At 61.2% G+C, this 14,535-nt stretch carries 13 protein-coding genes and 2 riboswitches; of the genes, 11 read left to right on the top strand and 2 right to left on the bottom strand.

Going from position 1 to position 14,535, the window contains the following annotated elements:
• The first annotated feature begins 3 nt into the window (after window positions 1-3).
• The 10 genes from cyoB to FHS64_RS12495 all read left to right on the top strand — a co-directional run bounded on the left by cyoB (window position 4) and on the right by FHS64_RS12495 (window position 11,605).
• Window positions 4-2,016, top strand: a complete 2,013-nt coding sequence (gene cyoB / locus FHS64_RS12540; RefSeq protein ID WP_167178814.1) for a cytochrome o ubiquinol oxidase subunit I — start codon at window positions 4-6, stop codon at window positions 2,014-2,016.
• A gap of 4 nt (window positions 2,017-2,020) precedes the next feature.
• Window positions 2,021-2,668 (top strand): cytochrome o ubiquinol oxidase subunit III, encoded by a 648-nt coding sequence (cyoC, locus tag FHS64_RS12535; protein ID WP_167178812.1) that lies wholly within the window; start codon window positions 2,021-2,023, stop codon window positions 2,666-2,668.
• The gene (gene cyoD, locus FHS64_RS12530) at window positions 2,665-3,042 is read left to right on the top strand and encodes a cytochrome o ubiquinol oxidase subunit IV (protein ID WP_167178810.1); all 378 of its coding nucleotides are present in this window, start codon (window positions 2,665-2,667) and stop codon (window positions 3,040-3,042) included. Before cyoC ends, cyoD begins: the two co-directional genes overlap by 4 nt.
• A gap of 10 nt (window positions 3,043-3,052) precedes the next feature.
• Window positions 3,053-3,826 (top strand): SURF1 family protein, encoded by a 774-nt coding sequence (locus FHS64_RS12525; RefSeq protein WP_167178808.1) that lies wholly within the window; start codon window positions 3,053-3,055, stop codon window positions 3,824-3,826.
• A gap of 17 nt (window positions 3,827-3,843) precedes the next feature.
• Window positions 3,844-5,160, top strand: coding sequence for an ATP-binding protein (locus FHS64_RS12520; protein WP_167178806.1), 1,317 nt, complete (start codon window positions 3,844-3,846; stop codon window positions 5,158-5,160).
• A gap of 5 nt (window positions 5,161-5,165) precedes the next feature.
• Entirely contained in the window at window positions 5,166-5,702 is a 537-nt protein-coding gene (locus tag FHS64_RS12515; RefSeq protein WP_167178890.1) for a response regulator transcription factor, read from the top strand.
• Between the two features lie 46 nt (window positions 5,703-5,748).
• Window positions 5,749-5,867: riboswitch (TPP riboswitch) on the top strand.
• Between the two features lie 89 nt (window positions 5,868-5,956).
• Complete coding sequence (thiC, locus tag FHS64_RS12510) at window positions 5,957-7,777, top strand: phosphomethylpyrimidine synthase ThiC (RefSeq protein WP_167178804.1); 1,821 nt, start codon at window positions 5,957-5,959, stop codon at window positions 7,775-7,777.
• A 70-nt stretch (window positions 7,778-7,847) separates the two neighbouring features.
• Complete coding sequence (gene dusA, locus FHS64_RS12505; protein ID WP_167178802.1) at window positions 7,848-8,882, top strand: tRNA dihydrouridine(20/20a) synthase DusA; 1,035 nt, start codon at window positions 7,848-7,850, stop codon at window positions 8,880-8,882.
• A complete protein-coding gene (locus FHS64_RS12500) occupies window positions 8,879-9,706 on the top strand; it encodes a TSUP family transporter (protein ID WP_167178800.1) in 828 nt (275 codons plus the stop codon). Before dusA ends, FHS64_RS12500 begins: the two co-directional genes overlap by 4 nt.
• A 135-nt stretch (window positions 9,707-9,841) precedes the next feature.
• Window positions 9,842-11,605 carry a methyl-accepting chemotaxis protein gene (locus FHS64_RS12495; protein WP_243862964.1) on the top strand — a complete coding sequence of 588 codons (1,764 nt, stop codon included), beginning with the start codon at window positions 9,842-9,844 and terminating at the stop codon, window positions 11,603-11,605.
• A 71-nt stretch (window positions 11,606-11,676) separates the two neighbouring features.
• On the opposite strand, the gene metB is transcribed toward FHS64_RS12495, so the two are convergent.
• The gene (gene metB / locus FHS64_RS12490; RefSeq protein ID WP_167178795.1) at window positions 11,677-12,855 is read right to left on the bottom strand and encodes a cystathionine gamma-synthase; all 1,179 of its coding nucleotides are present in this window, start codon (window positions 12,853-12,855) and stop codon (window positions 11,677-11,679) included.
• Window positions 12,852-13,919: a homoserine O-succinyltransferase MetX gene (metX, locus tag FHS64_RS12485; protein ID WP_167178793.1), complete on the bottom strand. Its 1,068-nt coding sequence runs from the start codon at window positions 13,917-13,919 to the stop codon at window positions 12,852-12,854. Before metX ends, metB begins: the two co-directional genes overlap by 4 nt.
• An 86-nt stretch (window positions 13,920-14,005) precedes the next feature.
• Window positions 14,006-14,121, bottom strand: a riboswitch (SAM riboswitch).
• An 84-nt stretch (window positions 14,122-14,205) separates the two neighbouring features.
• Here metX and FHS64_RS12480 point away from each other — a divergent pair.
• Window positions 14,206-14,442, top strand: coding sequence for a hypothetical protein (locus tag FHS64_RS12480; RefSeq protein WP_167178791.1), 237 nt, complete (start codon window positions 14,206-14,208; stop codon window positions 14,440-14,442).
• Window positions 14,443-14,535 lie beyond the last annotated feature (93 nt).

Below are 14,535 nucleotides of genomic sequence, written 5' to 3'. Positions count from 1 at the left end.
GTCATGGCTTCTGAAGCAATCGTAGAAACTACGCCCTTGTTGGGGCGTCTGAGCTGGGCAGCCATCCCTGCCGACCCGATCGTCCACGTCACCTTTGCCGTGGTTGTTCTGGGCGGTCTGGCCGTGCTGGCCCTGCTGACCAAATACAAGATGTGGGGCTATCTCTGGAAAGAGTGGTTCACGACCGTCGATCACAAGAAGATCGGCATCATGTACATGATCCTTGGTTTGATCATGTTCCTGCGCGGCTTTGCCGATGCCCTGATGATGCGCCTGCAACAGGCCATGGCCTTTGGCGGGTCCGAGGGCTATCTGAACGCACACCACTATGACCAGATCTTCACCGCCCACGGCGTGATCATGATCTTCTTTGTGGCCATGCCGATGATTACGGGCCTGATGAACTATCTGGTCCCGCTACAGATCGGCGCGCGTGACGTTTCCTTCCCGTTCCTAAACAATTTCTCGTTCTGGATGACAACGGTGGGCGGCGTCATGGTGATGGCTTCGCTGTTTGTGGGCGAATTCGCCCGCACCGGCTGGCTGGCCTATCCGCCGCTGTCGGGCATTGGTTACAGCCCCGGCGTCGGCATGGACTATTATATCTGGTCGCTGCAGATCGCCGGTGTCGGCACCACCTTGTCGGGGATCAACCTGATCGCCACCATCGTGAAGATGCGCGCGCCGGGTATGGGTATCATGAAGATGCCGGTCTTCACCTGGACCTCGCTGTGCGCCAACGTCCTGATCGTGGCATCCTTCCCGATCCTGACCGCCACGCTGGCCCTGCTGTCGGCTGACCGTTACATCGGCACCAACTTCTTCACGAACGACTTCGGCGGCAACCCGATGATGTACGTGAACCTGATCTGGATCTGGGGTCACCCCGAGGTCTACATCCTGATCCTGCCGCTGTTCGGCGTGTTCTCGGAAGTCGCCTCGACCTTCTCCAGCAAGCGCCTGTTCGGCTATACCTCGATGGTTTACGCCACCGTGTGTATCACTGTGCTGTCCTATCTGGTGTGGCTGCACCACTTCTTCACCATGGGCTCGGGCGCGTCGGTGAACTCGTTCTTCGGCATCACCACGATGATTATCTCCATCCCGACAGGGGCGAAGATATTCAACTGGTTGTTCACCATGTATCGCGGCCGCATCCGTTTCGAGCTGCCGATGATGTGGCTGATCGCCTTCATGCTGACCTTCGTTCTGGGCGGTATGACGGGTGTCATGCTGGCGGTTCCGCCGGCTGACTTCGTGCTGCACAACTCGCTGTTCCTGATCGCCCACTTCCACAACGTCATCATCGGTGGCGTGCTGTTCGGCCTGTTTGCGGCCATCAACTACTGGTGGCCCAAGGCCTTCGGCTTCAAGCTGGACCGCAAATGGGGTCTGGTCAGCTTCTGGTGCTGGGTTGTCGGCTTCTGGGTCGCCTTTGCCCCGCTCTATGTGCTGGGCTTTATGGGCGTAACCCGCCGCATGCGCGTGTTCGATGATCCGGCCTACCATATCTGGTTCGTTATCGCCGCTGTCGGTGTCGTCATCATCGCGGTCGGTATTCTGGCCATGCTGATCCAGTTCGCTGTCTCGATCATCAACCGCGACAAGCTGCGTGACGAGACGGGTGACCCGTGGGATGGCCGTACGCTGGAATGGGCGACCTCTTCGCCGCCGCCAGCCTACAATTTCGCCAAGACCCCGATCATCCACGACACGGATTCTTGGGCCGACATGAAGAAGCGTGGCTATGAGCGTCCGACCAAGGGCTTCGAAGCCATCCACATGCCGTCCAATACGGGTGCTGGCCTGATCATTTCGGTTCTGGCCGGTATCTGCGGCATGGCGCTGATCTGGTACATCTGGTGGTTGGCGGCTGCCAGCTTCGTGGCTGTCATTGCCGTGGCGATCGCCCATACATTCAACTACCGCCGCGATTACTACATCCCGGTGGAAGAGGTTGTGGCGACCGAGGATGCTCGCACCCACGCCCTTGCCCAACTGAAAGCGGAGGGCTGATCCGATGAGCGCTGCACACGCCCCCATCAACCCTGACTATGTGGATGCACAGGGTAAGCCCCTGTGGCATCCGGTCCATGAACCGCACCTTCCCGAAGGCCACAGCACCTCGCTAGGCTTCTGGATGTATCTGATGAGCGACTGCCTCATCTTTGCGATTCTGTTTGCGGTCTATGCCGTGATCGGTGGCAACTATGCCGCCGGTCCGGCACCTAAGGATCTGTTCGATCTGAACCTGATCGCTGTGAATACGGCCATGCTGCTGTTCTCGTCGATCACCTATGGCTTTGCGATGCTGGCCATGATGAAGGGCAAGATCGGACAGACCCTGAGCTGGCTGGCTGTGACCGGCCTGTTCGGTCTGGCCTTCCTCGGGATCGAGCTCTACGAGTTCGCGCACCTGATCCATCTGGACGCGACGCCGCAACGCAGCGGCTTCCTGTCGGCCTTCTTCTTCCTGGTCGGCACCCACGGTCTTCACGTCACCTTTGGCGTCATCTGGCTGGTGACGCTGATGGTACAGGTGAAGATGAAGGGTCTGATCCCGGCCAACCGCCGACGCCTGATGTGCCTGTCGATGTTCTGGCACTTCCTTGACGTGATCTGGATCGGCGTCTTCACCTTTGTCTATCTGATGGGGATGCTGCGATGAGCGGACACAACACCCACGACGCCCACCTTGATGACCACCATGATGACAGCGGTTATCATGGTTCCTATCGGGACTATCTGATCGGCTTCATCGCCTCGGTTGTGCTGACGGCTATTCCGTTTGCACTGGTGATGACGGGCGTTCTGCCGGTTCAGGCCACGGCCATCATCATTGTGGCCTTTGCGGCCATCCAGATGGTGGTCCACATGGTCTACTTCCTGCACATGAACTCCAAGTCGGAAGGCGGCTGGAACATGCTGGCCCTGATCTTCACGCTGATTATCGTGGTGATCGCGGTGGCTGGTTCGATCTGGGTCATGTGGCACCTGAACACCAATATGATGCCGGTCCACACCATGCAGGGTATGGGCTGAGGATCATGACATGACGGAAGGGCCAAACATCCCGTCCGCGCAAGTTGAAGGCGGTCATCCGAAAGGTGGCCGCCTTTGGCGCATTATGGTGGTGACGGTTTTCCTGTTCCTGTTTGCCGGCTTTATGGGGCTGGGCATCTGGCAGGTGCAGAGACTGGCGTGGAAAACCGCGCTGATCGAACGGGTGGATAACCGTATCCATGCGGCCCCCGTCGATGCGCCCGCACCCGATGTCACCATCACCCGTAATGACCACGAATACCTGCGCGTAAAGGCCACGGGCCGGTTCCGGCACGATCTGGAAACCCCCGTAAAGGCCGTCACTGATCTGGGGCCGGGCTGGTGGATCATGACGCCGCTGGAAACCGATCGAGGCTTTACGGTGCTGGTCAATCGCGGTTTTGTGCCCGCGGAAATGAAGTTACCGGAGAGCCGCCCCGCCGCGCCGGAACAGGCAGCGGTTACGGGCCTGTTGCGTCTTGACGAAGGCCATAGCGGTTTCATGCGCGACAATGATCCGGCGGCTAACAACTGGTATGCCCGCGAGGTCAAAGCCATTCTGGATGCACGCGGCGTGACGGGTGAAACCGCGTCCTATTTCATTGACGCCCAGCCAACAGCGGACACCCCCGCCGACAGCTATCCGAGAGCGGGCCTGACGGTTGTACGCTTTGCCAACAGCCATCTGGTATATGCGTTGACGTGGTTTGGCCTTGCAGGTGGCAGCCTGTTCGGCATGGTGCTTGTGCTGCGCGAGCGCCGTCGCCACCGACAGAACGTGTAAGAAGGCTGACCGTAGGAATGAGTTCAGGATCGCTGTTTGACCTGCTGACGGGGCAGGCCGACGAAAACACCCTTGCCCCCGGTGCGGCAGGGCGGCGCAATATGCTGCTGCTCATCCAGTTGCGCTGGCTGGCTGTGGTGGGGCAGGCCCTGACCATTGCCATTATCCACTGGGGGTTCGGCATCGCGCTGCCGCTGGGCTGGCTGTTGCTGGCCCCGCTGGCGCTGGTGATCCTCAATCTTATCAGCCTGCCTCTGGTGCTGCGTCGTCGCTCGGTAACGGACGGCGAGATCTTCATCTCGCTGTGCAGCGATGCGGCGGCTCTGGCGTGGCTGCTATATTTCAGCGGCGGGGCAACCAATCCGTTCTCGGCCCTGTTCGTCATGCAGATCGTGCTGGCCGCTGTTCTACTCAAGCGCCGCTATGTGTGGGCTTTTGTGTTGGGGACCAGCGCCGTTCTGGCCTTGCTGACCCTGTTCCATCGCCCGCTCCCCTTGCCCGAAGAGGCCGATGCCCGCCTCGGCCTACTGGCGCAGGGTTCGCTGATTAATTTCGTGCTGATCGCGGTGCTGCTGGCCGCGTTTGTCAGCCGCACGATCCGCAACGTGCAGGCGCGCGATGCGTGGCTGGCCGACAGCCGCCAGCAAGCCGCCGAGCACGAGCATATTGTCCGCATGGGGCTTTTGGCCTCGGGGGCGGCGCACGAATTGGGCACGCCGCTAGCCTCGCTCAGCGTCATTCTGGGCGACTGGAAGCGTGATAAAACCATCAGTGCCGATAGCGATCTTGTCGAAGATGTCGAGCAGATGCAGGCCGAGGTCGAGCGCTGTAAAACCATCGTCACCAACATCCTGATGGCAGCCGGTGCGGCGCGCGGCGAGTCGCCTGTGATCCGTCGTCTGTCCGACTTCCTGCACGAGGTGGTGGACGAATGGCGTGAACGTGTGGGCCATGATTTCAGCATCCATTTGCACGGCCCGTCGCCGCTGAACCCGTCCATCATTGCCGATCCAGCCCTGAAACAGGTGCTGAGCGCCCTGATGGACAATGCTGCCGAGGCGGGCGCGACCGAGGTGGTGCTGGACGCTGTGGCCGATCAGGAGGTGCTGATCCTGACCTGCACCGATAACGGGCCGGGTATGCCCGAGGACATTCTGAAACATCTGGGCCAGCCCTATCAGTCCACCAAGGGCAAGGCCGGATCGGGTCTCGGACTTTTTCTGCTGGTCAATGTAATGCGGACCCTCGGCGGCGAGGTTCAGGCCCAGAACCTGAAACAGGGCGGCACACAGATACGTTTACGCTTGCCGAGAGAGGCTTTGGCACCGAAATGACAGATATGGTCGAAGCTTCCCCCACGCTGCTGATAGTCGAGGATGACGAATCCTTTGCCCGCACCCTACGCCGGTCGTTCGAGCGACGCGGCTATCAGGTTCTGTCGGCGCGCTCCCCTGAAGACATGGCCTTGGTGCTGGAGCATCACCGTCCGCAATATGCGGTGGTGGATTTGAAACTGGGCACGTCCTCGGGCCTGACCTGCGTTCAGGCTCTGCACGCTTTTGATGCCGATATGGTCATTGTGGTGCTGACCGGATTTGCCAGCATCGCCACGGCGGTCGAGGCGATCAAGCTGGGCGCGCGGCACTATCTGGCCAAGCCCGCAGGCACCGACGAAATCGAGGCCGCCTTCCACAAAGGTGACGGCGATCCCGATGCACCCCTGTCGGCGCGTCCGACCTCGATCAAGACGCTGGAGTGGGAACGTATCCACGAGACGCTGGCCGAAACCGACTTCAACATCTCCGAAGCGGCGCGACGCCTCGGCATGCACAGGCGCACACTGGCCCGCAAACTGGAAAAGCGCCGCGTCACCTGATCAGGCAACCATCGGTTGACAAAGGGCGCGGCCCATCCCAAGACCAAGGTCTCACCAGGGGGGTCCCGCAAGGGGCTGAGATTCTGCTAGGCCGCAAGCCAGCGCAGTGACCCTATGAACCTGATCCAGTTCACACTGGCGTAGGGACGGTGCGGTTGCCTTTGCGCGTCACCCTTGCGGGTGGACTCCGTCTGGCCACCATTCCCCTTACCCTTCGTGCTGGGTCTCCAACGCCTTCGGGCAAGGAGCCTGTCATGTCTGCGACTCCCAAACTCACCGTCACCACGGGGCCGCTTCCGGCGTCCGAAAAAGTGTTCAAGGCGGGGGTGATCCACCCGCATATCCGCGTGCCGATGCGTGAAATCTCGGTCCACCCCACCGCCAACGAGCCGCCTGTCACGGTCTATGACGCCTCCGGTCCCTATTCTGACCCGAGCGTGGATATCTCCATCGAGCGTGGCCTGCCGCGTCTTCGTGAAGGCTGGGTTGAGGCCCGTGGCGATACCGAACTGTATAAAGGCCGCGAGGTTCAGCCCGCCGATAACGGTTTCGTCTCGCCCGCTAAAATGACGCCGGAGTTTCCGGTCAAGAACACCCCGCGCCGCGCCATCGGCGGCAAGGCCGTCAGCCAACTGGCTTATGCCCGCGCCGGTATCATCACGCCGGAAATGGAGTTCGTGGCCATCCGTGAAAACCTGGGTCGCCAGCAGGCGCACGAGGCACTGGTGCGTGATGGTGAAAGCTTTGGGGCTTCGGTGCCAGACTATGTGACGCCTGAGTTTGTGCGCGATGAAGTCGCCCGTGGCCGCGCCATTATTCCGGCCAACATCAACCACCCCGAACTGGAGCCGATGGCCATCGGCCGTAACTTCCTCGTCAAGATCAACGCCAATATCGGCAACTCGGCGGTCACCTCGACCATGGCCGAAGAGGTCGAGAAACTGGTCTGGTCCACACGCTGGGGTGCGGACACGGTGATGGACCTGTCCACGGGCCGTAACATCCACAATATCCGCGAATGGATCATCCGCAACGCGGCGGTGCCGATTGGAACGGTGCCGCTTTATCAGGCGCTGGAAAAGGTCAACGGCATTGCCGAGGACCTGACGTGGGAGGTGTTCCGCGACACCCTGATCGAACAGGCCGAACAGGGCGTGGACTATTTCACCATCCATGCGGGCGTGCGCCTGAAGCACATCCACCTGACCGCCAATCGCGTCACGGGCATTGTTTCGCGCGGCGGCTCCATCATGGCCAAGTGGTGCCTGCACCATCACCGCGAGAGCTTCCTCTATGAGCATTTCGAGGAAATCTGCGAGATCATGCGCGCCTATGATGTGTCCTTCTCGCTGGGAGACGGCCTGCGCCCCGGCTCGATTGCCGATGCCAATGACGCGGCCCAATTTGCCGAGCTGGAAACGCTGGGCGAGCTGACGCAAATCGCGTGGAAGCACGACTGTCAGGTGATGATCGAAGGGCCGGGCCATGTGCCCATGCACAAGATCAAGGAGAACATGGACAAGCAGTTGGAGGTTTGCGGCGAAGCCCCCTTCTATACGCTTGGCCCACTGACGACCGATATCGCGCCGGGCTATGACCACATCACCTCGGGGATCGGCGCGGCCATGATCGGCTGGTTTGGCACGGCCATGCTTTGCTATGTCACGCCCAAGGAACACCTCGGTCTGCCGGACCGTGACGACGTGAAGGTCGGTGTCATCACCTACAAGATCGCCGCCCACGCCGCTGACCTTGCCAAGGGGCACCCAGCGGCCAAGGTGCGCGACGATGCCTTGTCGCGTGCCCGCTTCGAGTTCCGTTGGGAGGACCAGTTCAACCTGTCGCTGGACCCTGAAACGGCGCGTTCCTATCACGACCAGACCCTGCCCAAGGAGGCGCACAAGGTGGCGCATTTCTGCTCGATGTGCGGGCCGAAATTCTGCTCGATGAAGATCAGCCACGACATCCGCGACGCCGCCAAGGCCAAGGACGGTATGGCCGAAATGTCGGCCAAATATCGTGATGGCGGTGATCTCTATGTGCCGGTGAAAGCCCCCGCCCCCACTGTGGGCTAAGGGCCTACTAGGCTATGGCGGCCCTGTCGCGTATAGGGTCGCCGTAACCTTTTGCTTTTGCCCGAGCCTGATGAAACATCCCCGTCACAGACTGTCCGTTGCCCCGATGATGGACTGGACCGACCGACACTGCCGTGCGTTTCACCGCACCCTGTCGCGCCGGACATTGCTGTACACCGAGATGGTGACGGCTCCGGCTGTGCTGCATGGCGATCAGGACTATCTGCTCGGCTTTTCGGATGTCGAGCATCCGATCTCGTTGCAACTGGGCGGCTCTGATCCCGAACAATTGGCGCAGGCCGCCAAGGTTGGCGAACGCTATGGCTATGACGAGATCAACCTGAATGTCGGTTGCCCGTCGGACCGCGTCCAGTCGGGCCGTTTCGGGGCCTGTCTGATGAAGGAGCCGGAACTGGTGGCCGAATGTATGGCCGCCATCAAGGAAGCCGTCTCGGTACCCGCCACCGTCAAATGCCGCATCGGTGTGGATGACCAAGACCCCGAGATCAGCCTGTTTGCCACGGTCGATGCCTGTGCCGCCGTGGGCATTACCGACTTTACCGTCCATGCCCGCAAGGCGTGGCTGAAGGGCCTTTCGCCCAAGGAAAACCGCGACATTCCTCCGCTGGACTATGATCTGGTCAAGCGGCTGAAAAAGGAACGTCCGCACCTGACCATCGGCATTAATGGCGGCATCGCCTCGCTGGAACAGGCGCTGGAGCTGCTGCAGCCCTATGACGGTGTGGCGCTGGATGGCGTGATGATCGGCCGTGCCGCCTATCACGAGCCATCGCTGCTGGGTCAGGCCGACCGCCTGATCTATGAGGACGACACAGCCGACACCGACATCTTCGACGCGCTGGAGGCCTATAAGCCGTATATCGCCGGTCAGTTGGAGCGCGGTATCAATCTGGCCGGTATCACCCGCCATCTGCTCGGCTCCATGCATGGTCGCCCGGGCGCGCGGGCCTTCCGCCGTATCCTGACAGTCGAGGGTGTGAAGTCGGGCGCGGGTCTGGATGTGCTGGATCGCGCCATGGATGCCGTGCGAGAGGCCGAGGCCCGCCATCAGCAGGACGCCGATCACAACGTGGACGCGGCGTGAGCGGATTGCCTGTTGCCGAACTGGTGATGATGCTGGTGGCCCTTATCGGGGCCGGAGCCATTGCCGGTTTGATCGGCGGCCTGTTCGGCGTGGGCGGCGGCACGGTTCTGGTGCCCGCCCTGTTCTATGCGTTTTCCGTGCTGGGCGTCGGCGGCGAGAGCAATCTGCACGTCGCCATCGGGACCAGTCTTCTGACCATTGTTGCGACTTCGCTGCGCTCATTGGCGACCCATCGCAAACATGGCGCTGTCGACGAGGTGGTGCTGAAAACATGGACGCCGTGGGTCGCCTTTGGCGGTCTGGTCGGGGCGTTCATCGCCGGTGGTTCGCCCATGTCGGCGCTGGCGATTGTTTACGGTGTCTGCCTTTTGTTGATCGCCGCCCAGATGGGGCTGTTGCCCGAACGGGTGACGATCCGCAAAGACCTGCCGACCGGATGGGGCAGGCGGATCACCGCCAGCATCATCGGTACGCTCAGTGCCATGATGGGCGTCGGCGGCGGCAGTTTTGGCGGCATGACCATGACCCTGTGCGGGCGTCCCATCCATCAGGCGGTGGCCACATCGTCGGGCTTTGGGCTGGCCATCGGGGCGGCGGCCTCGCTGGGCTATGTTGTGTTCGGGTTGGGCAAGACAGGCGTGCCGCCACTGACGCTCGGCTATGTCAATGTTCCGGCGGCCATCATCATGGGCTTGCTGACGGCGTGGACCGCCCCCTATGGCGCGCGTTTGGCGCACAGGCTGGATCGTAAAATGCTGCGCCGCGCCTTTGCCGTTTATTTGCTGCTGACGGCGGTGCTGGTGGTCGTGAAAGCACTGGTTTAAGGGCGTTTTGCGTAGAATTACGCAGCGCGTAGCTAAGCTTTGTAAACCCTTGCAGCGGTAAAAGCGGGCCATCGTGTTTAGGCTTGCCGAGTTCCCCCAGTGCTTCAAAATTTGTCTGTTCCCAAGAAACTGTTTTTGTCTTTTGCGGCCATCATAGCCGCCTGTGGTTCGGCAACCCTGCTGGTCTTGGTTTCCGTTTTGGCCATTCAGCGGGCAGATCACCAGGAAGCGACGACACAGGGACTGGTCGCGGCCTTGGCCGAGGTCGAATCCGCGATCCTGAACCAGCAACTCAGCTTGCGCGGTTATGTGGCTTCGCTGAATCCCGAGTTCAAACAGAGCTTTGACGAGCATGCCACGGCCTATACGGCGGCATTGACCAATCTGGCCGCTGCTGACGTCGATGCCGCCTTCCTTGAAGAGCAAAAAGGCTTTGCCCAGGCTGGTGAAGCTTTCACCACCGAAGCGCGCCAGATGATGGCCGATGCCGAAAACCCCGCGCTGAATGCCGAGGTGGTCGCCAGCGTTGCCGAAAAGGGCCGCATCAGCGCTGTTCGTCGGGTGGGCGAGCCCATGACGCAACGTCTGGACGCCATGCACACGATCAGTGTGAATGAGCGCGCCAAGGCGTTCCGTAATGTTTATATTGCTTTCGTAACGGGTGGCCTTGTGGCTCTGGCCATCGCCATGACGGCGGCGCTGTGGCTGATCGGCGCATTGTCCAAGCCGGTTGTGGCCATGACGCGCGCCATGGACCGTTTGGCGAATGGTGATCTGGACGTGGCGGTGCCTGCTATCGGTCGTGGTGACGAGATCGGGGCGATGGCCGATGCGGTCGTGACCTTCCGCGAGCAGGGCATCGCGAACAAGCGTCTGGCCGAAGAAGCGGCCACGACCCGCCGTCTGGCCGATGAGGAACGCGCCCGTAACGAGGCACAAAAAGCCAAGGCCGCCGCAGAGGATGCCGTGGCGATCGGTGCTCTGGCCGAGGGTCTGTCGGCCTTGGCCAATGGTAATCTGACGCACCGGATCACCGCAGAGTTCAGCGCGGAAGCGCAGCGCCTAAAGCATGATTTCAACCTTGCTGCCGACAAGCTGGAAACGGCTGTGGGCGTGATTATGGATCGCACTGCGGCTATCGGCGCAGCGGCCCAGCAGATCAGCGAAGCCTCGGATGATCTGTCGCGTCGCACCGAACAACAGGCCGCTTCGCTGGAAGAAACCGCAGCTGCCGTCGAGGAAATCACGGCAACCGTTGCCCGTTCGGCTGAAGGTGCCCATGAAGCGGGCTCGATGGTGCGCCTGTCGCACGATCAGGCCACCGATGGCCAAGAGGTCGTGAACCGTGCCGTCGCCGCGATGGACCAGATCGAGGCCTCGTCCAAGAAGATCGGCGATATCATCGGTGTGATCGATGAAATCGCGTTCCAGACCAACCTTCTGGCCCTGAACGCTGGTGTTGAAGCCGCGCGTGCGGGCGATGCGGGTCGCGGCTTTGCCGTGGTGGCGTCCGAGGTGCGTGCGCTGGCCCAGCGTTCGGCCGATGCGGCCAAGGAAATCAAGACGCTGATCCATACCTCCAGCCAGCAGGTGGGGCAGGGTGTCAGTCTGGTCAACCAGACCGGCTCGGCCTTGCAACGCATTGCCGACCAGATCGGCCGCCTGACCCATATTGTGGTCGAGATCGAAGCCTCGTCCAAGGAACAGGCCACAGGTCTGGCCGAGGTCAATATGGCCGTCAGCCAGATGGATCAGGTCACCCAGCAGAACGCGGCCATGGTCGAGGAATCGACCGCAGCCAGCCATTCGCTGGCGCAGGATGCTGCCGAGCTGGATCGCTTGACGCACCAGTTCGAGATCAACCAGCATCGCTTACATAATGTAGCCGCTGCGGCCTGACCGGATCGTAACCTATATAAAAAGCCCCCGTCCTTGCGGATCGGGGGCTTTTCTTATGGTTGATCTATGTCTCAGGCGGCCTGACTGACCAGAAGCGCATCCAGTGCCGGAACCAGATCGGCAATGATGTCGTCCTCGTGTTCCAGTCCGACCGAGATACGCAAAAGGCCATCGGTAATGCCTGCGGTGACGCGGGCATCCGGCGTCATGGCGGCATGGGTCATGGTGGCCGGATGCGCGATCAGGCTTTCGACCCCGCCCAGCGATTCCGCCAGCGTGAATATCTCGACATTGTTGATGATGGTGCAGACGGCATCGGTGCCACCCACCACTTCAAAGCTGAGCATGGCCCCGAAGCCGCGTTGCTGGCGGGCGGCAAGCGCATGACCGGCATGGGATTTCAGACCCGGATAGTGGACAGCCTTGACGGCGGGGTGGGCTTCCAGAATGGCGGCCAGCTTGGTGGCCGTGGCCTGCTGGCGCTCGATACGGGCAAACAGGGTCCGTAGGCCGCGCAGTGTCTGATAGGCATCGAACGGCGAGCCGGTAATGCCAAGGCAGTTGGCCCACCATGCCAGTTCCTGATGCACCTCGGCATCGGCGGCAATCACCGCGCCACCGACAACGTCCGAATGGCCGTTGATATATTTGGTGGTCGAGTGGACGACGATGTCGGCCCCCATAGCCAACGGGTTTTGCAGGGCGGGCGACAGGAAGGTGTTGTCGGCTACCACCTTGGCTCCGACCGCATGGGCGCGGCGGCTGATATCGGCAATGTCGCTGACACGAAGCAGCGGGTTGGACGGGGTTTCCACCAGTACCAGCTTGGCCCCGTCGGCAAGGGCGGCATCAAGGGCGGCACCATCGTTCTGGTCGACGAACGCCACGCGGAAATGGCCTTTGCGGGCGCGGGCGCTCAACAGGCGGTGCGTGCCTCCATAACAGTCGTGCGGGGCAATCAGCAGATCGTCGGGCGACAACAGGCTGAGGGGCAGATCCACCGCTGCCATGCCGGTGGCGGTGATAACGGCCCCTGCGCCGCCTTCCAGTTCGGCAAGGGTTTCGGCCAGCACGTCGCGGGTCGGGTTGCCCGAGCGCGAATAGTCATACTGGCGCTTCTGGTCAAAGCCCGCGAACGAGTAGTTGGAGGACAGATAGAGCGGCGGCATGACCGAGCCGTGCGCCGTGTCCGTATCGACGCCGTGGCGGGCGGCGATGGTGCGGGGATCAGCAGAGCGGGCGCGGGTCATTGTTCAACGTCCTTGAGAACCGAGGTCAGGATATCGCCCACGAACTTGTCTTCCTTCAGGAAGGCGTCGTGGCCGTAAAGGGAATCGGCTTGTACGAACCGCCAAAGGTTCGGCAGGCGCGCGGCCAGCTCCTTCATGTCCTCGATGGGACACAGGCGGTCGCTGGTGAAACCGATCAGGGTGACGGGGGCGGTGATCGCCTCCGGCTCGACGCGGTGGCGGTCGATAGAATCGGACAGGGTCAGCCAGCGTTGCGGTGTCGTGCGGTCGCGATATGCCTTGCCGCGCGACTTCAGATAGTCGCAGACCGGATAGGCCTGACCCGCATGACTGGGGGCTTCGTTGTCGAAGCGGGCATCGAATTCTTCGGGGGTGCGATATGTGGTCATGGCCAGTTCGCGGGCCAGGCCGATGGCCTGATCCACACGTCCGGTTTCCAGTCCCAGCTCCAGAATGCGGCGCTGGATACCGCGCCATGCTGTCGCTAGCGGGTGCGGGCGGTGGGCGGCGGAAACCACCACCAGTTGCTCGGCCCAGTTGGGATAGATCTCGCCAAAGGCCAGCGCGATCATGCCGCCATAGGAACAGCCGATAAAGGCGGCGACCTTCTCGACACCCAGATGGTCCAGCAACAGCGCCAGAAGGCGGGCATGGTCCTGGGTGGTGATGGTCAGAGGGGATTGGGGTTGCGGAATGCCTTCGCCAAATTCCGGAGCAAAATCAAAGGCTAAAACACGATAGCGGGTCAGATCGATCGGTGCGCGAACACCCACGGCCCCCGACCACCAGCCCAGACCCTTGGTCTCGGTGCGGTGGACATAACGGTCGGCGGAGATGCCGCCCGCCACCACAACCAGCGGGGCATTGGGCTTGCCATGCAGGCGGCCAACAACCTGTTTCTGGGTCAGTTTTCCGCCGAAATCGAGTTCGAAATCATCGGGGATGGGCACGAAAACATCATGGGCCCCTTCACGCTGTAGCAGAGCGGACGGACGACGCGCGGCACCGGTCCGACAGGACGGGTCGTTTGCAGTTTCGCCGGTAGGGATCAAAGCCAGGGTCATGGGTCTCGTCACACAATCAAAAGTTCCGGCTCATTTCCGAAACTCGTGCAGTGACAGACCTGTGGCGCGCCGCCTTATCGACGCTCCACCCATCTCTCGCGGTCCCTTTCGGAACCCCGCAGGAGTTGGCACCGTTTCGGGAGGAACCCGATGGTTGCCCCAGCGTCAAAGGGCCTAATCCCTCGGCTGGTCTTGATGAGTGAAACCAAACTGATGTTTGCAAGAGCGCGGGTCAAGTGGAAAATTTCACCTCATTTGAAAGCTTACCGATCCAGTGGCGATGAATATGATCCCTGAAAACGTCTTTTTGAAAAATTATTCGAACAGGGGGTTGACGCGGTGCAGCATCGTCGCTCACCCTAGGGACAACGTAATCAAACCTTGGACGGACGCCGTGATGCAACGCATCGACAGCACTGAACTGATCCTCGTCGCCGCAATGGCGATGGGCTTCGGCGCGTCCATGACCACCATTATCACTACCGGTACCACCACCATGCCCATCAGGGCGGGGACAGGTTGACGCGCGCCTTAACAGGCGAAAAGCAAAAAACCCGATCACCCGCCCCGGACATCCGAGGCGGGTTTTTTCATGTCCCGATCCTAGCTCCCATCC

Source organism: Brevundimonas terrae, from assembly GCF_011761985.1.
Lineage (GTDB): Bacteria > Pseudomonadota > Alphaproteobacteria > Caulobacterales > Caulobacteraceae > Brevundimonas > Brevundimonas terrae.
Note: the sequence above shows the minus strand (reverse complement) of the source record. Positions and strands in the feature narration are given on the sequence as shown.

Coding starts and splice junctions, on each gene's coding strand:
- cyoD (WP_167178810.1), top strand. CDS start 2,665: ATGAGCGGACACAACACCCACGACGCCCACCTTGATGACCACCATGAT.
- dusA (WP_167178802.1), top strand. CDS start 7,848: ATGAAACATCCCCGTCACAGACTGTCCGTTGCCCCGATGATGGACTGG.
- thiC (WP_167178804.1), top strand. CDS start 5,957: ATGTCTGCGACTCCCAAACTCACCGTCACCACGGGGCCGCTTCCGGCG.
- cyoB (WP_167178814.1), top strand. CDS start 4: ATGGCTTCTGAAGCAATCGTAGAAACTACGCCCTTGTTGGGGCGTCTG.
- metX (WP_167178793.1), bottom strand. CDS start 13,919: ATGACCCTGGCTTTGATCCCTACCGGCGAAACTGCAAACGACCCGTCC.
- FHS64_RS12515 (WP_167178890.1), top strand. CDS start 5,166: ATGGTCGAAGCTTCCCCCACGCTGCTGATAGTCGAGGATGACGAATCC.
- FHS64_RS12480 (WP_167178791.1), top strand. CDS start 14,206: ATGATCCCTGAAAACGTCTTTTTGAAAAATTATTCGAACAGGGGGTTG.
- cyoC (WP_167178812.1), top strand. CDS start 2,021: ATGAGCGCTGCACACGCCCCCATCAACCCTGACTATGTGGATGCACAG.
- FHS64_RS12525 (WP_167178808.1), top strand. CDS start 3,053: ATGACGGAAGGGCCAAACATCCCGTCCGCGCAAGTTGAAGGCGGTCAT.
- metB (WP_167178795.1), bottom strand. CDS start 12,855: ATGACCCGCGCCCGCTCTGCTGATCCCCGCACCATCGCCGCCCGCCAC.
- FHS64_RS12520 (WP_167178806.1), top strand. CDS start 3,844: ATGAGTTCAGGATCGCTGTTTGACCTGCTGACGGGGCAGGCCGACGAA.